This window comes from Coprococcus sp. AF99-45 (assembly GCF_027663865.1).
In the GTDB taxonomy this organism is placed as follows: Bacteria; Bacillota; Clostridia; order Lachnospirales; family Lachnospiraceae; genus Allocoprococcus; species Allocoprococcus comes.
In genome coordinates this window covers 120697-145601 of the sequence record NZ_JAQDGZ010000003.1, presented here as the reverse complement: position 1 = coordinate 145601, position 24905 = coordinate 120697, and the positions used below count along the sequence as shown (strand labels likewise).

Annotated in this window: 21 protein-coding genes; 1 reads left to right on the top strand and 20 read right to left on the bottom strand. The window is 43.4% G+C overall.

Features of this window, described 5'->3' with window-relative positions:
- Positions 1–200: 200 nt before the first annotated feature.
- The 17 genes from rpsO to gpr all read right to left on the bottom strand — a co-directional run bounded on the left by rpsO (position 201) and on the right by gpr (position 19011).
- Positions 201–467: a 30S ribosomal protein S15 gene (rpsO, locus tag PGR14_RS03715; protein WP_008369295.1), complete on the bottom strand. Its 267-nt coding sequence runs from the start codon at positions 465–467 to the stop codon at positions 201–203.
- Between the two features lie 220 nt (positions 468–687).
- The gene (locus PGR14_RS03710) at positions 688–1620 is read right to left on the bottom strand and encodes a bifunctional riboflavin kinase/FAD synthetase (RefSeq protein ID WP_008369299.1); all 933 of its coding nucleotides are present in this window, start codon (positions 1618–1620) and stop codon (positions 688–690) included.
- A gap of 16 nt (positions 1621–1636) precedes the next feature.
- On the bottom strand, positions 1637–2563 hold the full coding sequence (gene truB / locus PGR14_RS03705; protein WP_055155876.1) for a tRNA pseudouridine(55) synthase TruB: 927 nt from the start codon (positions 2561–2563) through the stop codon (positions 1637–1639).
- On the bottom strand, positions 2560–3522 hold the full coding sequence (locus PGR14_RS03700; protein WP_055155875.1) for a DHH family phosphoesterase: 963 nt from the start codon (positions 3520–3522) through the stop codon (positions 2560–2562). The genes truB and PGR14_RS03700 overlap by 4 nt, the downstream gene beginning before the upstream one ends.
- Position 3523: 1 nt before the next feature.
- On the bottom strand, positions 3524–3895 hold the full coding sequence (gene rbfA / locus PGR14_RS03695) for a 30S ribosome-binding factor RbfA (protein WP_008369305.1): 372 nt from the start codon (positions 3893–3895) through the stop codon (positions 3524–3526).
- 13 nt (positions 3896–3908) lie between these two features.
- On the bottom strand, positions 3909–6539 hold the full coding sequence (gene infB, locus PGR14_RS03690; RefSeq protein WP_082421055.1) for a translation initiation factor IF-2: 2631 nt from the start codon (positions 6537–6539) through the stop codon (positions 3909–3911).
- A gap of 27 nt (positions 6540–6566) precedes the next feature.
- The gene (locus PGR14_RS03685; protein WP_270222980.1) at positions 6567–6875 is read right to left on the bottom strand and encodes a L7Ae/L30e/S12e/Gadd45 family ribosomal protein; all 309 of its coding nucleotides are present in this window, start codon (positions 6873–6875) and stop codon (positions 6567–6569) included.
- On the bottom strand, positions 6868–7122 hold the full coding sequence (rnpM, locus tag PGR14_RS03680) for an RNase P modulator RnpM (protein ID WP_008369311.1): 255 nt from the start codon (positions 7120–7122) through the stop codon (positions 6868–6870). Before rnpM ends, PGR14_RS03685 begins: the two co-directional genes overlap by 8 nt.
- 38 nt (positions 7123–7160) lie before the next feature.
- Positions 7161–8342 carry a transcription termination factor NusA gene (nusA, locus tag PGR14_RS03675; RefSeq protein ID WP_008369313.1) on the bottom strand — a complete coding sequence of 394 codons (1182 nt, stop codon included), beginning with the start codon at positions 8340–8342 and terminating at the stop codon, positions 7161–7163.
- Between the two features lie 19 nt (positions 8343–8361).
- On the bottom strand, positions 8362–8829 hold the full coding sequence (gene rimP, locus PGR14_RS03670; RefSeq protein ID WP_008369315.1) for a ribosome maturation factor RimP: 468 nt from the start codon (positions 8827–8829) through the stop codon (positions 8362–8364).
- Between the two features lie 129 nt (positions 8830–8958).
- A complete protein-coding gene (locus PGR14_RS03665; RefSeq protein WP_008369317.1) occupies positions 8959–9519 on the bottom strand; it encodes a hypothetical protein in 561 nt (186 codons plus the stop codon).
- Positions 9520–9531: 12 nt separating this feature from the next.
- Positions 9532–10521, bottom strand: a complete 990-nt coding sequence (locus tag PGR14_RS03660) for a DnaJ domain-containing protein (RefSeq protein WP_270222979.1) — start codon at positions 10519–10521, stop codon at positions 9532–9534.
- Positions 10521–12272, bottom strand: a complete 1752-nt coding sequence (locus PGR14_RS03655; RefSeq protein ID WP_270222978.1) for a molecular chaperone HscC — start codon at positions 12270–12272, stop codon at positions 10521–10523. The genes PGR14_RS03660 and PGR14_RS03655 overlap by 1 nt, the downstream gene beginning before the upstream one ends.
- 9 nt (positions 12273–12281) lie before the next feature.
- On the bottom strand, positions 12282–14522 hold the full coding sequence (locus tag PGR14_RS03650; RefSeq protein ID WP_008369323.1) for a DNA gyrase/topoisomerase IV subunit A: 2241 nt from the start codon (positions 14520–14522) through the stop codon (positions 12282–12284).
- 80 nt (positions 14523–14602) lie between these two features.
- Positions 14603–16522 (bottom strand): DNA gyrase/topoisomerase IV subunit B, encoded by a 1920-nt coding sequence (locus PGR14_RS03645; RefSeq protein ID WP_022220261.1) that lies wholly within the window; start codon positions 16520–16522, stop codon positions 14603–14605.
- A 228-nt stretch (positions 16523–16750) separates the two neighbouring features.
- A complete protein-coding gene (locus PGR14_RS03640; RefSeq protein ID WP_055260752.1) occupies positions 16751–17929 on the bottom strand; it encodes a stage II sporulation protein P in 1179 nt (392 codons plus the stop codon).
- Positions 17930–18048: 119 nt separating this feature from the next.
- Positions 18049–19011 carry a GPR endopeptidase gene (gene gpr, locus PGR14_RS03635; protein WP_055155871.1) on the bottom strand — a complete coding sequence of 321 codons (963 nt, stop codon included), beginning with the start codon at positions 19009–19011 and terminating at the stop codon, positions 18049–18051.
- A gap of 193 nt (positions 19012–19204) precedes the next feature.
- Between gpr and rpsT the strand changes: the two genes are divergently transcribed.
- Complete coding sequence (gene rpsT, locus PGR14_RS03630) at positions 19205–19468, top strand: 30S ribosomal protein S20 (protein ID WP_008369333.1); 264 nt, start codon at positions 19205–19207, stop codon at positions 19466–19468.
- A gap of 149 nt (positions 19469–19617) precedes the next feature.
- On the opposite strand, the gene PGR14_RS03625 is transcribed toward rpsT, so the two are convergent.
- From PGR14_RS03625 to PGR14_RS03615, 3 genes are all read right to left on the bottom strand, one after another.
- The gene (locus tag PGR14_RS03625; protein ID WP_008369334.1) at positions 19618–20259 is read right to left on the bottom strand and encodes an orotate phosphoribosyltransferase; all 642 of its coding nucleotides are present in this window, start codon (positions 20257–20259) and stop codon (positions 19618–19620) included.
- A 127-nt stretch (positions 20260–20386) separates the two neighbouring features.
- On the bottom strand, positions 20387–22105 hold the full coding sequence (locus PGR14_RS03620) for an ATP-binding cassette domain-containing protein (protein WP_055247044.1): 1719 nt from the start codon (positions 22103–22105) through the stop codon (positions 20387–20389).
- The gene (locus PGR14_RS03615) at positions 22095–23786 is read right to left on the bottom strand and encodes an ATP-binding cassette domain-containing protein (protein WP_055260750.1); all 1692 of its coding nucleotides are present in this window, start codon (positions 23784–23786) and stop codon (positions 22095–22097) included. Before PGR14_RS03615 ends, PGR14_RS03620 begins: the two co-directional genes overlap by 11 nt.
- Positions 23787–24905 lie beyond the last annotated feature (1119 nt).

The following is a 24905-nucleotide window of genomic DNA, read 5'->3' as shown; positions in this document are numbered from 1 at the left end:
CATATCCTTACATCTCTTGCAAGATTCTATATAACTAACTTTAAAATGTGGCAAAACACGGTTATTGGTCACTCCCATGTCAATCACTATGCTGATTGGCATGGATGATGCATGTTGTACCGGTTCGGCTCATTGTTTGCGTAAACAAACAGGGAGCGAAGACATCCAGCTGATGCCTTTCGCTCCCTGTAAAATACGTCTTACTTTCTTAAACCTAATCTTTCGATCAGTGAACGATATCTTTCAATGTCATTCTTCTTAAGGTATGCAAGAAGTCCTCTTCTCTGTCCAACCATCTTAAGAAGTCCTCTTCTTGAGTGGTGATCCTTCGGATTAGCTTTGAAGTGATCTGTAAGATCATTGATTCTTGCTGTAAGAAGAGCTACCTGTACTTCCGGAGATCCTGTATCTCCTTCTGTTCTTCCGTATTCTTTGATAATCTGTTCTTTCATTTCTTTTGTGATCATTTGTCACTACCTCCTAAATATACTGTTAATTGCCTGATATTAAGCAGTGGTTGGAGATTCCATCTGCCGAACATCGGTTTTTCATACTTGCCTAGTGTACCATATGCCCCGAATCCTGTCAAGAAGGATTTTATCTTTCCCGCATCTGGCAGGTTTTCATATTCCTGTTCACAGGCTGCCTGTAAATAACCGCATTTCCAGAGCTTTTTCACCGGCTCTGTTATTTCTTATGATGATAACGGAAAAATTCTTTTGCGTAAGCAATATCCTGATCGATCTGAGCCTTCATCATTTCTACCGATTCAAACTTCTGCTCCGGTCTCTTAAAATGATAAAGCTGGATCTCTACCTCTTTTCCGTAGGCATCACCACTGTAATCCAGCAGATTGCTCTCGATCAGCATCCGGTTCTCATCGGATACCGTTGGCTTAAACCCGACATTACCGATTCCGTTGTACCAGATTCCATCAATCCTCACACTATCCAGATAAACTCCGTTCGGTGGAAGAAGTTTATCCCTTGACGGATGTACATTAAGTGTCGGAAATCCCAGTTTTCTGCCCAGCTGCCTGCCATGCTCTACTTTCCCCCGTACAGTATATGCATACCCCAGCATATCATTCACAGCTTCCATATTTCCCTTCCGAAGCTCTTCCCTGACATAGCTGCTGCTGATCTCCCGTTTTCCGTACATCTCTTTTTCAATCACAAAAAGTTCATATCCATACACATCGGCATATTCTGCAAGCATTTTTGCATCACCACGCTTGTCATGCCCAAAGTGGAAATCCGTTCCGATCACAATATACCGGGCATGAATTTTCTCAATCAGGATCTTCCGGATGAAATCCTCTGCCGACATACTTGTAACATCTTCGGAAAACGGGCATTCCAGCAGTACATCTACTTTCTCGTCCAGAAGACATCTGCGCTCCTCATTGGACATGATCCCTTCTCTTGATTTTCCAAGCTTTTCATAAAGCGGATTCATATCAAATGCAAACACAACAGAACGAACGCCTTTTTTCGCCTTCAGCTGACATACTTTTTTGATCAGCTTCTGATGTCCTCTGTGAACTCCATCAAATTTGCCGAGTGTGATTGCTGCCTCTCTGGAATCCTGATAGGCTTCCAGCCCTCTGATATAGTCCATGTTCTTTCCTCTTTAATTACTTTTTTTCATTTCCATCAAAAAACATTTTTACAATCTTGAAGAGATCGTCTTTCCTGCAGTAACAGTAAATCGCAATAAACTGATGCGATTCATCGTACACGCGGACTCTCTCATCGTTCTCATACTCCTTTAATGCTGTTTCCTGTGAAATATCTCTTTTTCTGAAACTATTCCCGTTCCGTACTGCCGCGGCCGTTTTTGGTGGCAGTACGACCTGTGCATACGTTGGAAACATTTCATCTATCGCGATGATCTTCTCCTCCAGAATCCCTTCTTTCTGAAGCTGTGCAATTTCACCGAGCCGGATACTGTCTTCAAGTCCAAACCGCTCTACACGTGTTCTCAAAAGCTCTTTCATGCATCCGCCACAGCCAAGCTTCTGACCGATATCATGACACAGTGTACGGATATACGTTCCCTTTGAACAGGTCACTTCCAGTTTTACCTCCGGAAGATTGATCTCCAGGATCCGGATCTCATGAATCGTGATTCTTCGTGCTTTCCGCTCTACTTCTTTGCCCTCTCTGGCAAGCTCATAAAGCTTTTTCCCGTTAACTTTGAGTGCCGAATACATCGGCGGAATCTGATCGTATTCTCCCTCAAAGCTGCGGATCACATTTTCCACTTTTTCATTAGTCAGATCTTCTGTGCTATGTTTTTCCAGAACCTGACCGGAAGTATCCTGTGTATCCGTCACCTGACCGAGAAGAAGAACCGCCTGATAGGTTTTATCTTTATCTGTCAGCAGGTCACAAAGCTTTGTTGCTTTCCCAAAGCAGACCGGAAGTACTCCTTCGGCATCCGGATCAAGGGTTCCGGTATGCCCAATCTTTTTCTGCTTTACGATCCCACGCAGCTTTGCAACCACATCATGGGACGTATAGCCTTTTTCTTTATATACATTCAGCACGCCATGTATCATTCCGCTTCGCTCCCACTGTTAAACTGAAGTTCCAGTCTTCTTGCCAGATTGTTGATGATATCATGTGGTGTGGCAGTCATGGAGAATCCGGCTGCCCTTGCGTGTCCGCCGCCGCCAAAATAGCTTGCAACTACACTTACATCTATCTTTTCACTGGATCGCAGACTTACCTTAAAGGTTCCATGTTCAAGCTCATACATAAAAATTGCAACATCGATACCTTTTGTGAGTTTCAGCTGGCTTACGATTCCATCCAGATGTTTCGCTTTTACCTGATAGAAATCCATCTCTTCTTTTGTAACGTAAGATACAATACATCTTCCGTCCATAAAAAGAAAGCTTTCCAACAATGCACGCCCCAGAATCTGGTTCTGTGCATAGGTCTTTTCATCAAAAGTCTCTGTAATTATTTTTGTAAAATCGATCCCTTTTTCCATCAGTGCTGCTGCTGCGCGCATGGTCGACGGATGGGTACAGGAATAACGGAACACACCGGTATCATGCACCATTCCTGTGTAAAGGCACTCGGCAGTCTCCACAGACATCTTCCCATAATCCAGCAGATTGTAGATCAGCTCACTTGTCGAGCTTGCATCTGGCATGATATAGTTCTGATCTGCAAAACTCTGGTTGCTCACATGATGATCTACACAGAATCTTACTGCCGCTTTTTTGAAAAGGACTGCCGAAAATCCAAGTCTTCCCATATCCCCGCAATCCAGTGCAATAAACAGATCATAGGTTTTTTCTTCCGTCACTTCATGCCGGATCTTATCTGTATTTTTCATGAACTTCAGCGTATTCGGAAGCTCTTCCAGATAAACATCGATCTCTTTTTCAGGAAAATTCTCTCTGACATAGTTATACAATCCCATGCAGGAACCTGCACAGTCCCCATCCGGGCGGACATGTCCGCCAAGTGCGATCGTCCCGGCTTTAGAAATTGCATCTAATAACATACTAATCATCCTCTTCCCGTAAATCTCTTGTTACATCATCAATTTTCTTTGACATCCGGACACCATATTCAATGGACTGATCCAGTACGAACTTGATCTCCGGTGTGTTACGCATATTCAGTGTATGAGCAAGTTCGCGGCGGATATAGCCTTCTGCGCTCTGTAATCCCTTCAGGGTATCAGCCTGGGCTTTTTCATCGCCCAGGACACTGATATATGCTTTGCAGGTTTTAAGATCCGGAGCAACCTCTACCGCTACAACCGAAGTCATCGGTGCAACACGCGGATCCTTGATCCCTCCACGCAGAATAGTACTCAGTTCACGCTGCACCTCTGCGTTTACTCTTGTATTCTTAATGCTGTTTTTTCTCATTTTCTACCCTTCTTTATCTAGGAACTTCCACCATCTTGAATGCTTCTACCTGGTCTCCTTCTTTGACATCGTTGAAACGTTCAAATACGAAACCACATTCATATCCGGCTTTAACTTCCTTCACATCATCTTTGAAACGCTTTAATGAAGCAAGCTTTCCATCATAGATCACAACGCCGTCACGAACGATTCTTGCCTGGCAGTCACGTTCAAATGTACCGTCAAGGACATAAGATCCTGCAATTGTTCCGACTCCGGAAGCCTTGAATGTCTGACGTACTTCGGCATGGCCAAGTACCTTTTCTTCAAATACAGGCTCAAGCATACCCTTCATGGCTGATTCAACGTCTTCGATCGCATTGTAGATGACACGGTACAGTCTCACATCAACGCCTTCACGTTCTGCCGTTTCCTTTGCAGTTGCGTCCGGACGTACATTGAATCCGATAATGATCGCATTGGATGCTGCTGCAAGCGTAACGTCAGATTCATTGATCGCACCAACACCACCATGGATGATCTTGACAACGACTTCTTCATTGGAAAGTTTGACAAGGCTCTGCTTGATCGCTTCTACAGATCCCTGTACGTCTGCTTTTACAACGATTCCAAGTTCTTTTAAGTTGCCTTCCTGGATCTGGTTGAACAGATCATCCAGAGACATCTTGGACTTGGTTTCTTCCAGTTTCTTGATCTTGTTCTGACTGATGAATGTCTCTGCAAAGCTTCTTGCATCTTTATCATTCTTGCAGCCAACAAATACTTCACCTGCATTCGGCACATCATTAAGACCGAGGATCTCAACCGGCATAGAAGGACCTGCTTCTTTTACACGGCGTCCCTGGTCATCCATCATGGCACGTACTTTACCATATGCAGAACCTGCTGCGATCGGATCTCCGACACGGAGTGTACCCTTCTGTACAAGAACGGTTGCAACCGGTCCTTTTCCTTTGTCAAGCTCAGCCTCAATTACAAGACCTCTTGCGCGGCGGTTCGGATTTGCTTTCAGTTCCATCACTTCTGCGGTAAGAAGAACCATTTCCAGAAGCTCTTTGATTCCTTCTCCTGTATGAGCAGATACCGGTACACAGATGGTGCTTCCGCCCCAGTCTTCCGGAATCAGTTCATATTCGGTCAGTTCCTGTTTTACACGGTCGATATTGGCACTTGGCTTGTCGATCTTGTTGATCGCAACTACGATCTCGATCCCTGCTGCCTTTGCATGGTTGATCGCTTCTACAGTCTGCGGCATGACACCGTCATCTGCTGCAACAACCAGGATTGCAATATCGGTAGAATTTGCACCACGCATACGCATTGCGGTAAATGCTTCATGTCCCGGTGTATCGAGGAAGGTGATTTTCTCACCGTTGATTTCCACAACTGAAGCACCGATATGCTGTGTGATTCCACCTGCTTCTCCTGCGATGACATGGGTATCACGGATCTTGTCAAGAAGAGAGGTTTTACCGTGGTCAACGTGTCCCATAACGCAGACTACCGGCGGACGTTTCTTCATTTTCTTTTCGTCTTCTTCGTCTTCTTTCAGAAGTTCTTCGATCACATCGACTACTTCTTCTTTTTCACAGAGCACATCGAATTCCAGAGCGATTTCTTCAGCTGTCTCGTAATCAATTTCCTGGTTGACTGTTACAATCTTGCCCTGCATGAAGAGTTTTTTAACGATTACAGATGGCTGGATCTTCATTGCATCTGCAAGTTCCTGGATTGTAAGTACTTCCGGAATTGTGATCTGCTTGATCTGCTCCTCCACAACCTCTTTCTTTGGCTGTGGTTTTACCATTTTCGGCTGAGCGTTATTGTTTTTGCCCTTTTTGCCTTTCTGCAGTCTGTCTTCGTTCTCTTCATTTCTGTTATATTCTTTCTTCTTGTGCGCATCTTTTGGTTTATTGCGGCTTGGTTTCTGTTCTGCGATTGCAGGTGCCGGAATAGACGGGCTGGATTTTCTTCTGTCGTCACGGCGTCCGCCATCACGCATCTCTCTTCCGTCTCTGTTATCACGGTTATCTCGATTATCTCTTCTGTCTCCGCGGTTCTGGAATCCGCCATCTCTTCTTCCATCACCCGGGCGTCCCTGTCTCTGATCCTGACCGTTTCTTGGCCCATTTGGATTTCTGCGCTGTCTGTTGTTATCACGGTTTTCTCCCTGCGGACGATCCTGTCTGTTTCCGTTCTGCGGACGTCCCTGGCCATTTCCATTACCCTGCGGGCGTTCCTGTCTGTTTCCGTTCTGCGGACGTCCCTGACCATTTCCCTGAGGGCGTCCCTGGCTGTTACCATTCTGTGGGCGTTCCTGTCTGTTTCCATTGCCCTGTGGGCGTCCCTGACCATTTCCAATGCCTTGCGAGCGCTGTCCGTTTCGACTGCCCTGCTGGCGTCCCTGACCATTACGGCCTCTTCCGCCGCCCTGTGAGTTCTGCGGTCTGAAAACCTGAACGATATTTTTCTTCTTCGGGGTATCTTCAGAAGTTTTTTCACTTTTTACTGCATCAATCTGTTCATCTGAAAGTGTACTCATATGACTTGCCACCTCAATTCCTTTATCTTTTAATATAGAGAGTATTTCTTTGTTTGTCTTATTCATCTGTTCTGCCAGTTCATATACTCTTAATTTTGCCATAAATCTACCTCCTGTATACAGTTCCTATTATCCTTCTTCCATATCCAGATGTTTTCTGATTCCTTTTGCAAACCCTGCATCTGTTACTGCAAGCGAAGCGCGGAACTCTTTTCCCATCGCATGGCCCAGGGTATCTTTATCTTCAAAAAAGTATATTGGCACTTTATAAAAATCACACATGTTCTGAAATTTCTTTTTTGTATTGTCCGATGCGTCGTCTGCCACAATCACCAGATGCGCGCGTCCTTCCTTGACTTCTTTTTCTGTCATGAATTCCCCGCTCTTTGTCTTGCCGGCTTTGGCCGCCAGACTGATCATCGATAATGCTCTATTCATGTTCAAGCTGCTCCAGCTCCTTTTCCAGATTTTCGTATATCTCTTTTGGTATCGCCTGTTTGAAAGAACGTTCCAGTCCTTTATTCTTTATTGCTTCCTGCAAACATTTTCCGGAAAAGCACAGATATGCCCCGCGCCCGTTCTTACGTCCGGTTGCGTCCAAAATGAATTCGCCTTCTGCTGTTTTCAGAACACGCAGCATTTCTTTTTTATTCTTCATTTCCTGACATCCCACGCATTTACGCATCGGGATCTTTTTGGTCGTACTCAAATAATCACCTCTGTCTATTCTTCATACAGATCAAGATCATCTGCTACTTCTTCCTCTGATTCTTCATCAGCAGAATATTCTTCGTCTGAATACTCTTCCTCCTGATAATCATCTTCATAATTCTCAGCCATATTCATATAATCTGCCGGAAGTTCGCCAGACTCGATCGCCTGTGTTTCGTTCTTGATATCGATCTTATATCCGGTCAGTCTTGCTGCAAGACGTGCATTCTGACCTTCTTTACCGATTGCAAGTGAAAGCTGGTAATCCGGTACAATTACACTTGCTGTTCTCTCATCCGGATCAGCCATTACAGAAATAACCTTCGCCGGGCTGAGTGCATTCTCGATCAGGATTGCCGGGTTATCACTCCAGTTGATGATATCAATCTTTTCACCGCGGAGTTCATTTACAACGGCTCCGACTCTGGCACCGTTCATACCAACGCATGCTCCAACCGGATCTACATCCGGGTCGTTAGACCATACTGCGATCTTGGTACGGGAACCTGCTTCTCTTGCAATGCTCTTGATCTCTACAATACCATCACGCACCTCGGTTACTTCCGCCTCAAAAAGACGCTTAACCAGTTCCGGATGTGTTCTTGATACAAGGATCTTTGGTCCTTTTGTCGTGTTCTTCACCTCTACAACGTAAAGTTTGATACGCTCTGTCGGCTCGAATTTCTCACCTTTTACCTGCTCATTCTCAGTAAGGATCGCATCTGCTTTTCCAAGGTTTACACTGACATTCTTGCCAATATATCTCTGAACCACACCTGTCACGATATCTTTTTCTTTTTCAAAGTACTGATCATATACAACTTTTCTTTCTTCTTCGCGGATCTTCTGAAGAATCAGGTTCTTTGCATTCTGTGTTGCGATACGTCCGAAAGATTTGGACTCAACCGGGATCTGTACGATGTCACCGATCTCATAAGAAGGATCGATCATCTTCGCATCTGCAAGACTGATCTGTTCTACTTTGTCCTCTACTTCTTCTACAACGGTCTTCTCCTGGATCAGAGTGTAATCGCATGTCTCCTTATCCATAATTACTTTGATATTGTCTGCTTTTCCGAAATGATTCTTACATGCATTGATCAGTGAATTCTCAATGGCATCCATCAGAGTATCTCTGCTGATATCTTTTTCCTCTTCAAGAATTGTAAGTGCTTCTAATAATTCGGTATTCATTTCCTTCTTCCTCCTGTCACTAGAAATCGAACGCCAGACGGATCAGTGCGATGTCTGCTTTATCAAATGTCATCGTCTCGCCGTCTTCATATTCAATGGTAACTGTATCTTTATCATAATCTTTTAAGATTCCAATAAACTCTTTCTGTCTGTCGATTGCCCGGTAAGTACGAACCTCTACTTCTTCTCCCAGGCTTCTTGCAAAGTCTTTTTCTTTCTTCAGCGGTCTGCCAAGTCCCGGCGAACTCACTTCCAGAATATACGCTTCATCGATAAAATCCTTCTCATCCAGAATGTCTGAAAGTTCCCGGCTTACAACCTCACAGTCATCGACCATAATTCCTCCCGGCTTATCAATATAAGCACGCAGGTACCAGTTTCCGCCCTCTTTTACATATTCTACATCCCAGAGATCAAATCCATGCTTTTCCACGATTGGGTTCAGAATCTCTTCTGTTTTCTGTTCATATACTTCTTTTTTTGACAATCTGCAACTTCCTTTCTTAATCAGGCTCCAAAAATCTGTCCGATTTTGGTTGTATGACTGGCAAAAAGAAGAGTGAACTTTCGTCCACTCTTCTGCCAGATTTCTTATGTAACTGCATACAGTATAGCACTACTTTTCCTGAAATGCAAGGATTTTTAAAATATATGCCTGATTCTCTTTGTAAAGACGCTTTCCGTCGTTCTCCTTCAGCCATTTTACAACCTGGATATCTGCTGCCCAGTCATCTGCCCAGACTTCATCACCTTCGCCACGCGCCGCCGCTTTTTCTGCGATGTATCCCGCCGGGTCTTCCGTAAGATCTTTCAGTACTTCATATGCTTTTTCGTTCTTATCATCCAGATCCTGTATCAAAACAACAGTTTCTGTATCCGGTGTCTTTCCATCGAGTGCCTGCAGCTGTTCATTATATTTTTCCAGATTCTCCAGGCTGTCCTTCGCATCCTCCAGACATTCTGTCAGGATTTCGATCTCCGTTTTTCCAGTACCACCCTTTGCAACCGGGCGGATGGATATTTCTGAATCAGCAGTCGTCTTTTTCAGCTCTGCCCGAATTCTCTCCTCATCGTGATCCATTCTTCCGATATCATATCCAAAGTAAAAACCGCCAATTCCAATCACAACAAGAAGAACGATTGCAAAAATTCTTTTTCCGGATTTTTTCTTTTTCATCTTCCGTCCTCCTTACCCTAATATCGTACCTGCTATAATTCCAAGGATCATTCCGCCGATCCCGGTTCCCGCAAGCGCCGCAAGATATAAGAGTACCTTCACCGCTTTGGATTTCTCCTTTTTCACCTTTGGAAGTGCCGGACCAGGCTCCGGTGTTCGCCTCTCCTGCGTCTGTTCCGGTGTCTCCTGCCGCGGCATTCTTTCGATTTCTTCTTGTGTCGGATAGGCAAACGGCATCACATCTGCTTCAAGAGCTGAAAATAATTTTCCATCAATCCACTGAAAATACTGCCAGATCGCCGCATCAAACATCCGGTGGGTATCCAGAAAATGATACCAGGATTCCACAAAGGTTTTTGTTCGGAAATATTCTCTATACGCCGGTTCCTCCAAAATATCCTTCCAGTGATACAGCTTATTCCGTTCCTTTTCATTCAAATACAGACTGATGCACTGCTCCATGATTTTCCGGACCTCACGGTCATCCGCGCCTTGTCGCTCAGAAGCATCCGCCATATTCTGGAACTGACGGGTCCAGTCACCGTCCCATGTCTGGAAATCTTCCTCTAACTGTACAGGTGGCTCTCCTGCCTCTTCTTCCCGGAAACTTTCCTCAGAATCTTCGTCAGAATGCACAGGAAGTTCTTCATACTGCGCAGAAGATTCTTCTGACTGTACATCTTCTTTCTGAGGATTTTCCATGTAAGCCTCTTCCGGGTTTCTCTCCGGCTCTGCATAATTCCATGTTTCAGATTCCGCTGCTTTTTCCTGCTCCGCTGCTCCCATCTCCATCCGCCGCGGCTCTTCCGGCATCTGTGGCTCTTCCCCTCTTCCCGCATTGCACTCCGCCCACGCAAGCGCCTCTTCATAGGCATCGTGGATCCTCTGGAATTCCTCCGGGTGTTCTTCCGGGTGGAACTCCCGGGACTTCGCCGCATACGCCCGCTTTATCGTTTTCTTTTCCGTTGTTGATTCAATCCCAAGTACCGTAAAACAGTTCATCACTGCTGCCTCCTCCACTCATCATACAGATAAGCTTCTATCTTGATCGGCACCGATCTCTTCGGTGTATTCTCCACAATATCCAGAAGCTCACTTGTCCTTGTATACGCTTTCTCGATCGTCCGCAGATCCTGTGCATTTAATGCAACTGAAAAATCCGCCAGGATCTTGTCCAGATATTTTCGGATTTCTCCAGTGTTTTCTTCGTAAAGACGATCGCCTCTTTCCAGCAGAAGCCGGTTCTTTTCCTGCTCTCTCGGATGGATCTTAATCTTCTGCAGCTCTTTTCTTCTTTCCTCAATCTGCTCCGGCGTAAGCTGGATATCTTTGTTGACGATCACCTTACTGAAATGCTCCTTGGTGCTCACCACGGTCACATCCACTTCCAGAATTCCGTTGATATCATAGGTAAATCGGACATCCACCGCTTCCCTCTGATCCTCTCTTCTTGCCAGCGGCACCGGCACACGGATCCGTCCGAGCTCCAGATTCTGGTCTGCATATCGGTGCTCGCCCTGTAAAATCGTGATATCACAGTATTCCTGGAACTGATGTACCGTCCAGTATCGCTCTATCCGGCTGATCGGAAGTACCGAATTCCGCTCAATGATCGGAGACATGATCGCCGGTCCTTTCGGATCCCCGTGAATGATCTCGGTTCCGAGTGTAAACGGACAGATGTCTGTAAGAAGTACATCCCGCACTGCCTGCTGTCGTTCCTTAATCCCGGCATACATTCCGGCGCCGACCGCAACCGCAACATCCGGATCGATCTCACACCACGGTCTTTTACCACTCAAAAACTGCAGATAATTCTGCACGATCTTCATCTTACCGGATCCACCGATCATAATGATCTCGTCAATATCCTCCCATCCATAACCACTGTCGTTCATCGCCCGTTTCAGCGGAATCCCGATTCCTTCCAGCAGCTTTGCAGACACCTCCAGAAGTCCTTTCGCATCCAGTTTCATCTGGTAAATCTGTCCGCCGATCACAACCTCCATCTCGCCCTCCGGCGCATTAGTCAGTGTACGTTTCAGCTTCTCACTCTCCCGGATCAGGCTGGCTCTTTCTTCATTAGTGATCTTTCCTTCATCAATCCGATTGACACTTAGAAATTTTTCCGCAATTGCACGGTTCACATCATCCCCACCGAGATGATTGTCTCCGGCAACTGCCACAATCTCGATCACACTGTCAAATGCATCTACGATCGAGATATCCAGAGTTCCTCCTCCAAAATCAAACACTAGAAAGGTCTGATCCTCCTTAGTCTTTCCAAAGCGATAGGCAAGTGCTGCCGCCGACGGCTCATTGACCAGACGCTCCACAGTAAGTCCGGCAAGTTCTCCTGCCATCTTCGTCGCATTTCTCTGAAAATCATTAAAATACGCCGGAACACTGATGACTGCCTCTTCAACCGGCTCACCCAGGTATTTTTCCGCATCTTCTTTCAGCTGCCGCAGGACCATGGACGACAGATCTGCCGCTGTAAACCGCCTGTTTCCAAGCATAAATGTCTTCTCCGTCCCCATAAAACGCTTGAAACTTGCCACTGTACTTTCCGGATGGGAGATCAGACGCTCTTTCGCCGTTTTCCCTACCAGCATCTCACCGTTCTCATCAATTCCTACTACCGACGGTGTTAAATATTCTCCCAGATTATTTGGAATCAACGTGCATTTATCATCCTGCCACACGCTTGCCAGACTGTTTGTTGTTCCAAGATCAATTCCTACCGTTGCCATACGATCGACCTACTTTCTCATTCGTGTTCCTGTTCCATCTCTTTTCGCCCGTTTCAAGCGGTTCAGTGTCACTTCTTTTTCATGGAAGATCACCTTGCTCTCCGTTCCTTCTTCAAACAGATATACCTCTTCCACACTGTCATTTTTCTGTAATTTCATACCGCGCACACCAACTGCACCCTTTTTCTTCTCCGAAACTTCTTCCGCCGGGAAACGGAGCACAAATCCATTCTCCGTCATCAGAACTACATCCTGCACATCCCGGATCGGCCGGATACTTACCAGTGCATCTTCATCCTGCAGCTTCGTTGCCGCGATTGTCCGCTTAGTTACCTGGAATTCACTTCCTGCCACCTTTTTGATCATTCCCTGCTTCGTGACAAACAGGAATTTTGAGAAAAAGAGTTCTCTGTCATCACATAGATATACGATTTCTTCTTTTGTACTGTCAAAATTACTTACATTGTCGATTGGAAATCCTTTGTCCCTGAACTTTCCATAAGGGAGATCCATCACTTTGATCTGATGCATCTTGCCATCCGATGTAAAAAGACACAACTTGCCGGTATTCATGCAGCGCAGAATATACTTATTCTCCTTATCTGCCGCTTCCCGGTTACGTTCATAGACGGATCCATCCACCGTCTTTGCATAACCAAAGCGGTCCATCAGAAGGACAACCTCCTGCTCCTGTACTTTATTTTCCTCAAACACAGCTTCTTCTGCATTCTCGATCTTCGTTTTACGCTTCACGGCATATTCTTTTTTCAGCGCATCCAGATCATCAATGATCACCTGCGCCATAGAATCATAATTATTCAGAATATCCTCATATTTTGCGATATTTGCAAGCGTTGTCTCATGCTCCTTCATCAGCGCCTCGATTTCCAGACCGATCAGCTTGTACAGACGCATCTCCAGAATTGCCTGTGCCTGCCGGTCGGTAAACCGGAGCATGGATGCCATCTTCTCAGATCTTTTCGACTTAAACTTGATCTTCTCTGTCGCACCTGTTGTCAGACATTCTTTTGCATCCCTGATGGACGAGCTTCCACGCAGGATCTCAATGATCAGGTCGATCACGTCACACGCCTTGATCAGACCCTCCTGGATTTCTTTTTTATCCTGCTCTTTTTTCAGCAGCGTCTTGTATTTTCTGGTTGCAAGTTCAAACTGGAAATCTACATGATGTTCGATGATACGTTTGAGTCCCAGTACTTCCGGTCTGCCATCGGCTACCGCAAGCATATTGACACCAAAGGTATCCTCCAGTCTGGTCTTTTTATAAAGCATGTTGATCAGATTGTCCACATCTGCATCACGCTTCACTTCAATTACAATACGGATTCCTTCCTTGGAAGACTGATTGGAAATGTCTACGATGTCACTGGTCTTCTTTGTCTCCACCAGATTGCAGACATCGTTCAGAAATTTACCGATTCCGGCTCCGATCATGGTGTACGGGATTTCGGAAATGACGATCTTCTTCCGTCCGCCTTTTATCTCTTCCACATCTACTTTTCCACGAATCTTGATCTTTCCGGTTCCAGTCTCATAAATTTCTGCCAGATCATCTTTATTGACGACAATCCCGCCTGTCGGGAAATCCGGTCCTTTGATGTACTTCATCAGCTGTTTTGTCGTGATGTCATTGTTCTTCATGTATGCCTTAACCGCATCCACAATCTCTCCCAGGTTATGTGTCGGAATACTGGTTGCCATACCAACTGCGATCCCTTCCGCACCGTTCAGCAGAAGGTTCGGAATTCTTACCGGAAGAACTGCCGGCTCTTTTTCTGTCTCATCAAAATTCGGTACAAAATCAATGATATCTTTGTCCAGATCGGCAAGATATGCCTCCTGTGTGATTTTCGCCAGTCTTGCTTCAGTATAACGCATGGCTGCAGCCCCGTCTCCTTCAATGGAGCCGAAGTTTCCATGACCATCTACCAGGATCATTCCTTTTTTGAATTCCTGTGCCATAACAACCAACGCTTCATAGATCGAGCTGTCTCCATGTGGATGATATTTACCCATGGTATCCCCGACAATACGCGCACATTTACGGTATGGTCTGTCATAACGGATTCCCAGCTCATACATGTCATAGAGTGTTCTTCTCTGTACCGGTTTCAAACCATCCCTGACATCCGGGAGGGCTCTGGAAATGATAACACTCATGGCATAGTCAATATATGATTTTTTCATCAGCTCCGAATATTCCGTCCGGATGATCTGTGACTCTTCCATTTTCTCTTACCTCTTCTAGTTTATGTTTTCTGATACACAGACTTTCCCCTTTTGAAAATCCATGCCTTTCCGATCTGTTTTTAAATATCCAGTTCTGCCTCTGTCGCATTTTCATAAATAAATGCGCGGCGCGGCGGAACTTCTGTTCCCATCAGCATCTCTGTTACACCGGATGCCATACGTGCATCCTCGATCTCGATCCGTTTCATCATTCGAGTTTCCGGGTTGAGGGTTGTCTCCCAGAGCTGCTCTGCATCCATTTCACCCAGACCTTTGTATCGCTGCAGGGTAAAGTCGGAATGTGTCTTTCTATATCTCTCCAGTGCCTTATCATCGTAAAGATACTCTTCTTCTCCCTTTTTCGGCATTGCCTTATAAAGCGGCGGCATTGCCACGTAGACATGACCTTCGTATATCAGTTCCGGCATAAACCGGTAGAATAAGGTCAGCAACAGTGTGGAAATATGCGCTCCATCCACATCCGCATCCGCCATGATGATAATCTTGTCATACCGCAGCTTTGTGATATCAAAGTCATTACCGTATCCCTCTGAAAATCCACATCCGAATGCATTGATCATGGTCTTGATCTCGGCATTTGCCAGAACCTTATCGATGCTTGCTTTTTCCACGTTCAGGATCTTTCCACGAATCGGCAGGATTGCCTGATACATTCTGTCGCGGGCAGTCTTTGCGCTTCCTCCCGCAGAATCTCCCTCAACGATGAAGATTTCACATTTGGATGCATCCCTGCTCTCACAGTTGGCAAGCTTACCGTTACTGTCAAAAGAATATTTCTGCCTGGTCAGAAGATTCGTCTTTGCCTTTTCCTCGGTCTTACGGATCTTTGCTGCTTTTTCCGCACAGGAAAGAACCTTTTTCAGTGTCTCCAGATTCCGGTCAAAGAAACGCGGGATCTCATCACTGGTCACCTTTCCGGTCGCTTTTGCCGCATCCTGGTTGTCCAGCTTTGTCTTGGTCTGTCCCTCAAATCTCGGATCCGGGTGCTTGATCGATACGATCGCCGTCATTCCGTTCCGTACATCCGCACCGGTAAAGTTGGCATCCTTATCCTTTAACACACCAATTTCACGGGCATACTGGTTCATGATCGTCGTAAATGTCGTCTTGAACCCGGTCAGATGGGTTCCCCCTTCCGCATTATAAATATTGTTGCAGAAACCTAGTACATTTTCATGAAATTCATTCACATACTGGAATGCAACTTCCACTTCGATACCTTCTGCTTCTCCTTTATAGTAAACCGGATCGTGGATCACTTCTTTTTTGGAATTCAGATCCTTGATAAATCCAATGATCCCATCCGGTTCATGATACTCGATCCTCTCTTCCTGTGTCTTTCTTTTATCTGTAAATATAATCGTCAGTTCCGGATTCAGGTAGGCTGTCTCATGCAGTCGGCTCTTGATCTCTTCCTCTTTAAATCTCGTCTTCTCGAAAATTGTCGGATCCGGAAGAAAATTGACACAGGTTCCGGTCTTTTTGGTCTTTCCGATCACCGGAAGAAGCCCATCCTCCAGTTCTACCACCGGAATTCCTCTCTCATAACGGTCGTGGTGGACCGCACCGTCACGGCTGATCTTTACATCCATATAAGTAGATAGTGCATTAACAACCGAAGAACCTACTCCGTGCAGACCGCCACTTGTCTTGTATGCCGAATCATCGAACTTACCTCCCGCATGTAGGGTGGTATATACGATTCTGGCCGCCGATACTCCTTTTGCATGCATACCTACCGGCACACCGCGTCCATTATCTGTTACCGTTGCAGAACCGTCCTTTTCCAGTGTCACCTCTATCTGTGAACAAAATCCTGCCAGATGCTCATCTACCGCATTATCTACAATTTCGTACACCAGGTGGTTAAGCCCCTTGGTACTGACGCTTCCAATATACATTCCCGGTCTTTTCCGGACGGCTTCCAGTCCTTCCAGAATGGTAATACTCTCCGCGTCATATGTAGTCTTTTTTGCCATTTTCTTTCTCTCCTCTTATGATCTATCCTAAAATATCCAGGTAAAATCCTGCGGCAGCAGCCTCCTTACAATTTCCCGGATTCCCTGATCTGTTTCTTCAATTCAGTAAGAAAAATTCTATCTCAATTTCAATCCTCTTGTCAAGCCAAATTGACCTCTCCTGCCATTATAACATATTTTATATCGTTAAACTTCTGTAGTTTCCATTCTGTCATAAGAATACTCCCTCTATTGTCCGGTCAGCACACTATTTAAAAGGTCTGCCAGCACCTCCATGGCATTTCGCATTTCCTCTACCGTGTTGGTCTGCGCGCCCGCTTCAATAAGAAGCATCCGCGGCATCAGATCCATATTGTATTTATAGCCGCGAAGATAGTTTCTCCTTGCAAATCCCGGATATTTTGTTTCTGCCGCAATCTTCATCTGCAGGGAAAATGCAAGATTATCCTGCAAATATGGATTGGCCATTCCGGCAAGGTCTCCGTTTACCCGCGTCCGGCTCAGTCCGTTAAAAAACATGATCTGTGCCGTCGGTTTCCCATTTATCTCTGTCACCAGATGCGTAGTATCCGCCACGCCGTCTCTATGCAGATCGATCACCACTTCGATACTCGGATTTTCCGCAAGGATCTGTTCCACCTCAGGTTTGGCAAATTCATAGGCCTCGCTCCGGTCCAGTTTCCCATTGATCAGATCATATACACCCTCATGATGCATGGTCGGAATCTTGTATTTGTTATTTAAAATCTCCGTCAGATAACGCCCGATCCCTACAATTGAGGTGGACGGATCATTATCTGAATCTGCGAATGTCTCCTGGGAATGGGTGTGATAGATCAGGATTTTCGAACCGCCCGTACTCAGATTGATCCTCAAATCTTTTCCAAGCAGCTCCGAAGCGTTCAATTCCGAAGGATTGATATAAGTCACGCTGTCCACCGTATAAAAATTGCTCACAAGATATTCAAAATCATTTAGCCGCTCCATCGAAAGATCCATCGTCGGTACGGACGCCTGCCTTGTCTCTTCACTTTTGTCTTTCCCGATAAGCTGTCCATTTTCATCCACCGAATTTTCTTCTTCTGCCTGCTTTTTTGCAAGAATCGCATAGGTAGCCTCATCTTCTGTCAGAAGCTCTGCCGCCTCCCGTTCAGTCACATAATTGCCAAGAGGAATCATGGCAGATGCCATGTGGACAACAGCCTCCGTCACCCGGATTTTCCCTTGTTTTTTTCCCGTATATGTAACTCCCGGCATATAAAGCCGCTCCGCATTCTCCTGAACGCTCTGGATCATCCTGATCTTCCAGGACTTCGGGATCAGTGAACCGCTGCTTTTTGCTTCCAGTCCCCAGATTCCCAAAATCATAATGGCAAGAAGCACACAAATTCTCTGTTCTTTTTTCATCTGCGCGCCTCCCTGCCAGTTTCTGAAGATCGCTGTAGCAAAACCATATCTTTCCAGACTGGATCCTGCCCCGGACCTTTTGTGTCATATTGACATAATATATGCAGCTCACTGCCTGATTATGTCGCTGAAGCCGCAAAAAGCATATTCAGTGCCTCCGAAATCGTATAACTGATTCGCCTGACGGTCTCATCAATATCTTTTGGTGTTACAAACATTCCATTTAAATGTGGCGCGATCAGTTCTTTAATCAGCTCATATTTTTCTGCAGGACTGTATCCTTTGATCACACTTGCCATGCCTTTTAAAGATTCAGATACTTCCACTGCACTGAGCAGATTATCCATCGTATCGCCTACAATGGTTGCCGCATCCACTACAGTCGGCACACCGATTGCAATCACCGGGATCCCGACTGTCTTTTCCGTGATTGCATTTCGGTGATTTCCCACCCCGGATCCCGGATTGATTCCCGTATCCGCAATCTGGATCGTCCGGTTCAGCCTTTTTGAATTTCTCGCTGCCAACGCATCGATCACCAGAAGGATATCCGGTTTTGTCTCTGCCACCACCCCCCGGATCACCTCCACAGTCTCCATTCCGGTCTGCCCCATAACCCCCGGCACGATCGCGCTGACCGACCAGACCTCATCTTCCCCTGTTGCATACTTGCCGTACTCCTCAATAATATGCCTTGTGATATGCAGGTTGTCTACCACATAAGGACCAAGTGCATCCGGTGTCACCTGCCGGTTGCCAAGACCGACCACCAGGATCTTTCCCATCTTTCTTTTAGGAAGCAGTTCTCCAATGAATTTCCGGAGCTGCTGTGAAATCTCCTCATGATATCCTTCATCGGGAACTGCCATTTCCGGTGCCTCGATCGTGATATAGCTGCCAACCGGTTTCCCCATCACTTTTGCTCCGTTTTCGGTCTCAATCCTCACGGTCGTGATGCGGATCTCATTTTCCTCATCATACTCTTCCGTCAAGATCACACCCTGGACCTCAACATGGTCAGATTCAAACCGTTCCTTCTCTTCCAGCGCCAGATCCGTCCTGATATTATACTTTTCAACCATAGTCCTCTCCCATTTCTGTATTTTCTGTCTTATTCACTTAGTTTTTCGCAAAAAATTGGAATTATGTATTGACAAGCAATCTTTCTTCGCCTAAAATAAATAAGTGTGTTCGACGGATGTTCCGTGTCACTTTTCGTCGAATTCAATATTATGATTATATAATTTATGAAATGATAATTTGGAGGTGTCGGAAATGGCTAATATTAAATCCGCAAAAAAGAGAATTTTAGTAACTGAGACAAAGACAGCTAGAAATAAAGCAATCAAATCTAAAGTGAAAACTTATGTAAAGAAAGTTGAAACTGCTGTTGAAAAGAAAGACGTTGAAGCTGCAAAGGTTGCATTAAAAGAAGCAATCTCTGTAATCAACAAAGCAGGAAGCAAGGGTGTTTACCACAAAAATACTTGCGCAAGAAAGATCTCTCGTTTAACAAAAGCTGTTAACGAAATTGCTTAATTCCGGTTTCGAGATAAATAATGAATGATAAAAAGGCAGCCATCCCGTCAGTGGCTGTCTTTTTTGTTTTCATAAATCTTTCAAAAAAGAGTCTGTACTGAAATGCTGCTTGTATTCGGTACAGACTTTTTTTGTCTTATGATTTTCTCTTATAATTTAGAATAACCGTAGCTGTTCACGATAGCTTCGATCCGCTGTCCTTCTCTGCACTTCGGGCAATCTTCCGGAGAATATGCTCTGTAATGCGGAAGATCACTGCTTGTGAAGATCGTATTGACTTCCATTCCTGCAATCTTGTTGACTGAACTGAAAATTGCGCTGATTCCGCAGACTCTTCCACCGTAGTAGAGAACAGACTCGATTGCTTGTTTGACAGATTTACCGGTTGTGATGGACGCTGCAAGGATCAGAACCTGTTTGTTCTCAACCATTCTCTGTTTGTTATCACGGAACAGGATCTGTCCGTCCTGATACATCTCCGGGGTAATAATGGAAATGTTGTTTCCTTTGCTGAGTGAGTACTGGTTCTCATCGGCAAGCTGCTCGGCAAGGAAGGTTCCGATCACTTCTGTCTCTTCCATGCAAACGATGGTATCTACCGTTGTGTTAGAAAGGTAAGCTGCTGCAAGAACTTTTGCAGTTTCACGGGCGTTGTTGTGACGGGATTTGACCGTTGACATGTCGATGTAGGTGTTGATGTGGGAATGACTTGTTGCAAAGTGTCCTTTTAAAATTTTAATTCGCGCCTTTGGGTTTTTAGCGGAGCGAAGGTCTTCCAGTCTTTCATCCATTTCTAGTTCCTCCTTTAAGTTGTTTTGGTGGTTTTGACTGGTTTTAGTATAGCACAGAGGGATGGGTTGTGCAATATGTATATTTCGTGAGGTTTTGAAAAGGAAACAAGTTAAAAATTTTTCTAATCTATTCTCCGTACCAACTTAGTTGTGCATTCCATAGTTTTTGATAAAGTGAATCTGAATTTGCTAACAATTCTTCATGTTTTCCCTGCTCTGCTATTGTACCATGATCCAGCACCAGTACCCGGTCAGCCATTTTTGCAATACTAAGACGATGTGAAATAATGATAAGCGTACTGTCATTTCCTATACGTCTGAAAATAAGATCATTTAATTCTTTTTCATATAGCGGATCAATGGCTGATGTAGGTTCGTCCAATAAAAAGAAAGTCCCTCCGTGGTAAAATGCTCTCGCCATCGCCAATTTCTGCCATTGCCCTCCCGACAAATCTACTTTTCCAAACTCCCGTCCAAGAATTTCATTTTTTGCAATCTGACTGAGGTTTAGTTCTGTAAGAAGCTCTTCTGCAAGTACTGGATTTTTTAATTCCAATTCCTGGGGAGCAAGATTTTCCAGCAACGTTAATGCATATTGCTGATATTCCTGAAACATAACAGAAGGTGTATCAGCGAGAACACCTTCATTTTTCCCTTCTGTAACTACCAGTAATCCTGCCAGTAATTTAGAAAGCGTTGTTTTCCCAGCACCATTCACCCCCACTATAGCGATTTTCTCTCCGGCATGTATTGTAAAATTCAAATCATGAAGCACCGGTTCTTTTCCCGTCGGGTACGTAAATCCTGCATGATGGAATGCAATTTTACCCGTTGATGCGATTCTTTGTGTTTCGTTCTCTGTATCCAGAAACAGGAAAAATGGTTTTACCATTAGACAAAACTGCGAAAAAGCTCCCAAGTCTGAAAACAACTGTGCATACTGATTCTGAAGCTGAAATGTTGCAGAAACTGCTACCATGAACGCTGGATAATCAATTTTTCTCTGGAAAAACAAATAGCCGGCCAGTACATAGACACCTGCTGTTGCAGCAACATTTAAAAACATCAAAAAAGTACGAATCTTTAACACCTGCATTTCCACTTCATATTCTTTTTCACGCAGTTTTCTGGAAGAAGTTTTCCATTTCTGAATAAGAAAATCACTGCTTTCATATACAATCCGCTCTTTTGTGTAGCGGATATCAGTTGTACATTCTTTTCGGTCCTTTTCTTCTTTTGCAAGAGCCGCTAATTGTGTACGCCTGCGACTTTTTAAAATTGCTTCACTGACATTTCCAAAAAGTGCTGGAATGGCAGCCAGTACAATAAGAAGAAAAAAAGACGAATGGATAATAGATGCATATCCAGAAAGAAGAACAATTGACAGCACCGCACCAGATAAAGTAATCACGCATTCGACTACCCGATATACATTGATACTTGCAACTTTCGCTTCCCATAGTCTGTTATAGAAGGACGGCATCTCATAATAACGCATCGCAATTTTTCCACATTTTTCATGAAGTATCAATTTTGTTTTCTTCTCAAATTCCAGCAATCCTCCGAACTGAACAATCACACGCTCATAGTAAATGGTGTAGCTTTTCATCAGAAACAAATACGCTCCATAGAGCAAAACCGGAAGAAGCAATGTTAATACCTGATAGTCTGACAATACAGACTTTTCGGCAAGCTGATAGATTCGGCGACTGATCTGAATGCCAAATACTGGAAGTACAGCCAGAAATAGGTGGACGAATATCATCCCTGCAAAATGTTTTGGCATCATTTCTGCACCCAGTTTGAGACATTTCGCCACAACCGTATGCTTACAGTTAAATTTCATCCACATACATCTCCTTCTGTGTTTGATAAAGTTTTCGATAAACTCCATTTTTGCGCATCAGTTCTTCATGACACCCATGCTCTACCAACTGACCATGATCCAATACAAGAATTTCATCCATCTGACTGACAGCGCCGAGACGGTGCGTGATAAATAACGTTGTCTTTTCTTGAAATATATGTTCACTCAATCTATATACTTCCCGTTCAGAAATAGGATCAAGACTGGCTGTCGGTTCATCCAAAAGAATGAAATCTGCCTCCGAAAGAAAAGCTCTGGCAATTGCCAGTCTTTGCAATTGTCCTTTTGAAAGTAATGTTCCTTCTTCTGTCAAAAGTGTAAGTGGTGTGTCAAGCCCCTGCTTCAGATTTGAACATTCTAGCATGTCCAGTACCTCTGACACTCTGGCATTCGAAAGATTCGAATCATTTCCCATCAAAAGATATTCCCTTACAGTTACCGGATAAACCTGAAAATCCTGAAATAGCGCTGTCTTTTTCTCAGTTCCATCATAGATTCTGCCATTTGTCGGTTTATAAAGATCAAGCAACAGTTTTGCAAGTGTCGTCTTTCCAGCCCCATTTACTCCAACAAGACCATAGTGTTTTCCCTTTTCAAAAGTAAAGCAGATCCCTTTCAAAGTATCTTCATTATTTTCATAATAACGAAACTGTAAATTGTCCAAAGACAATACATTTTCTCTGGGTGATTCTGCCCTGAAGTTATTCGCTGACCCTTTTTCCAAAAAATCATTTTCTACAAATCGGATTAATTCTGTGCGAAGACCATGAAACTCCCGAATTGGAAATACGCTTTCTGCACACCGTGAAAGTTCCTCTAGCATTCTTGCAATGGTTTCCGTGATTGCGGTATAAGTTCCGAGTGTAATCGACTCCATTGTATTCGGCAAAGCAAAATAAAACATTACAAAAACTGTAATTCCTATCAAAATACTCTCGAGCAATATTTGTCCACGAAACCGAGTATGACCACTCTTTCGATTTATCCTGGCAGCCTGATCAAATTCTTTTGAAAATCGTTCATCCATAGCCTTCGATGTGTCATAAATCCGGCGCTCATAAGCATATTCCCGTTTAATTTGTAAATCAGAAAGATAATTAAACCGACGTGCTGTCTCCATATATCGTTTCCAAAAACCAAAGGTATTTTTTGTTGTCCGTAAATTAATCACAAAAGCAACTAAAACGAGTATGCTCATAACAAGTATTGCGAAAAATGAAGTATTTCTCATAAACCAGACTAAAACGATAGAAGACAAAACAAGTCTGAGCCAACTGACTAATGCATCCGTATATTCCAATGATTTTTCAAAATATGAATCGGATCGTTTTATTATTTCCTGTATATTTTGCTGTTCTAAAAATTGAAGAGAAAGTTTTTGACAGACATGCATAATCTTTTCCGGCATTACGTCTTTATATTGTTTTGTAATCCATATTTTCGCAGCCTGTTTAAATATATATAAGATGTTTTCTAGTAAAAACAATATAATGATCCAAATAAAATCCATTATAATAATTTTAGAAGAAGCATCATATACAATATGGTCAATTAAAAAAAGCTTTAAAAATATCTCAGACAAAACAACAAGATGTATTATTGTCTGTACAAATACCATTGTAAAATAAATACTTTTATTGTACTTTTTTTCGTTTCTCATTTCATCGTCCTAACAATCAATTCCTAATAAGATTTCCCTTTCCACCTCATTTTTTATATCATATAAGAGACTTCCATAAATTTCTTCAGCTTTCGAAATAGTTTGTTCATAAATAAGTTTTAAGAAATTATCTTTTCCACCTTGTTCCAACAACTTAGTGCAAAATTTGCAAGCAATAAAATTAGAATAATTTCTATCATAACTATCATAATTATTTCATATTTCAAAAATATCTATGTCATGCTTATTTAACATATAATGATTATTATATTTTACACTATTAAAACATTCAGCAACTCCTTCATTTATAAATTTTGTTTTACTTTTAATTCTCCCTTCCATATTATAACTACTAAATCTCATAATTAATCCCTCTCATTATATCTTTACTGAAATTCGTAATTTACAAGATAGGTGTCTTTACTTGCACTAAATATCTACATTTTAATACGCTTTATATTTGCATAATTTACATAGCACCACAATTTCCAGTGCATTTGCAAGCATCTAGTGGAGAAATATGTTCTGTTTTATGCAGTTCACTGGCCATAGTTTCTATTTGTTGAATCGGGTTCGTTCGTGCATCTTTAATAACTTCAAAAATATCATTTTTTTATCATTTTTCATTTCATTCACCTCTCCAATAAAGACACCTATTATCTTTACTATATCACAGATGGGATAATTATCAATATATTACTTGATACAAGGAATAATATTCAGTCTTTTTTGTTGTTTTATTATTTTTTTGACAAATCAATTTAAAATATATCATTGAACATTTGTGATAGAAAACGGTTTTTATTTTATATAATGTAAGCGTATCGTTTTGTAAAGAGCAATATTGTAGTTTTATGCAAAAAATGTTAAAAACAGTAATTCAAGCAACTTTACTATAGTTTTACGCCTCATTTATATAATATCACTAAAAAATGACAGAAAAATCTGTTTTACAACTGTCTTTTATAATATCATACAATTTCTTTTGTCCATTCTTCATCCACTCTGCTCACAGTAATATAATCTTATTTTTTTCGACTTAGGTAAGTGAGATGCTGGAGATGAAAATTATTGGTTTGACGGGACTTTTGTTTAGAGGTGACGCCAAACTGGCGCGGG

Excerpts from the sequence above, each read along its gene's own strand:
- PGR14_RS03645 (WP_022220261.1), bottom strand. The coding sequence starts at position 16,522 with ATGGCAAAAAAGACTACATATGACGCGGAGAGTATTACCATTCTGGAA.
- PGR14_RS03700 (WP_055155875.1), bottom strand. The coding sequence starts at position 3,522 with ATGTTATTAGATGCAATTTCTAAAGCCGGGACGATCGCACTTGGCGGA.
- PGR14_RS03665 (WP_008369317.1), bottom strand. The coding sequence starts at position 9,519 with ATGAAAAAGAAAAAATCCGGAAAAAGAATTTTTGCAATCGTTCTTCTT.
- rbfA (WP_008369305.1), bottom strand. The coding sequence starts at position 3,895 with ATGAGAAAAAACAGCATTAAGAATACAAGAGTAAACGCAGAGGTGCAG.
- PGR14_RS03620 (WP_055247044.1), bottom strand. The coding sequence starts at position 22,105 with ATGAAATTTAACTGTAAGCATACGGTTGTGGCGAAATGTCTCAAACTG.
- PGR14_RS03615 (WP_055260750.1), bottom strand. The coding sequence starts at position 23,786 with ATGAGAAACGAAAAAAAGTACAATAAAAGTATTTATTTTACAATGGTA.
- rpsT (WP_008369333.1), top strand. The coding sequence starts at position 19,205 with ATGGCTAATATTAAATCCGCAAAAAAGAGAATTTTAGTAACTGAGACA.
- PGR14_RS03660 (WP_270222979.1), bottom strand. The coding sequence starts at position 10,521 with ATGAACTGTTTTACGGTACTTGGGATTGAATCAACAACGGAAAAGAAA.
- PGR14_RS03655 (WP_270222978.1), bottom strand. The coding sequence starts at position 12,272 with ATGGCAACGGTAGGAATTGATCTTGGAACAACAAACAGTCTGGCAAGC.
- PGR14_RS03710 (WP_008369299.1), bottom strand. The coding sequence starts at position 1,620 with ATGGACTATATCAGAGGGCTGGAAGCCTATCAGGATTCCAGAGAGGCA.
- PGR14_RS03625 (WP_008369334.1), bottom strand. The coding sequence starts at position 20,259 with ATGGATGAAAGACTGGAAGACCTTCGCTCCGCTAAAAACCCAAAGGCG.
- PGR14_RS03650 (WP_008369323.1), bottom strand. The coding sequence starts at position 14,522 with ATGGAAGAGTCACAGATCATCCGGACGGAATATTCGGAGCTGATGAAA.
- gpr (WP_055155871.1), bottom strand. The coding sequence starts at position 19,011 with ATGGTTGAAAAGTATAATATCAGGACGGATCTGGCGCTGGAAGAGAAG.
- truB (WP_055155876.1), bottom strand. The coding sequence starts at position 2,563 with ATGATACATGGCGTGCTGAATGTATATAAAGAAAAAGGCTATACGTCC.
- rnpM (WP_008369311.1), bottom strand. The coding sequence starts at position 7,122 with ATGCGTAAATGCGTGGGATGTCAGGAAATGAAGAATAAAAAAGAAATG.
- PGR14_RS03640 (WP_055260752.1), bottom strand. The coding sequence starts at position 17,929 with ATGAAAAAAGAACAGAGAATTTGTGTGCTTCTTGCCATTATGATTTTG.
- rpsO (WP_008369295.1), bottom strand. The coding sequence starts at position 467 with ATGATCACAAAAGAAATGAAAGAACAGATTATCAAAGAATACGGAAGA.
- nusA (WP_008369313.1), bottom strand. The coding sequence starts at position 8,342 with ATGAATACCGAATTATTAGAAGCACTTACAATTCTTGAAGAGGAAAAA.
- PGR14_RS03685 (WP_270222980.1), bottom strand. The coding sequence starts at position 6,875 with ATGAATAGAGCATTATCGATGATCAGTCTGGCGGCCAAAGCCGGCAAG.
- infB (WP_082421055.1), bottom strand. The coding sequence starts at position 6,539 with ATGGCAAAATTAAGAGTATATGAACTGGCAGAACAGATGAATAAGACA.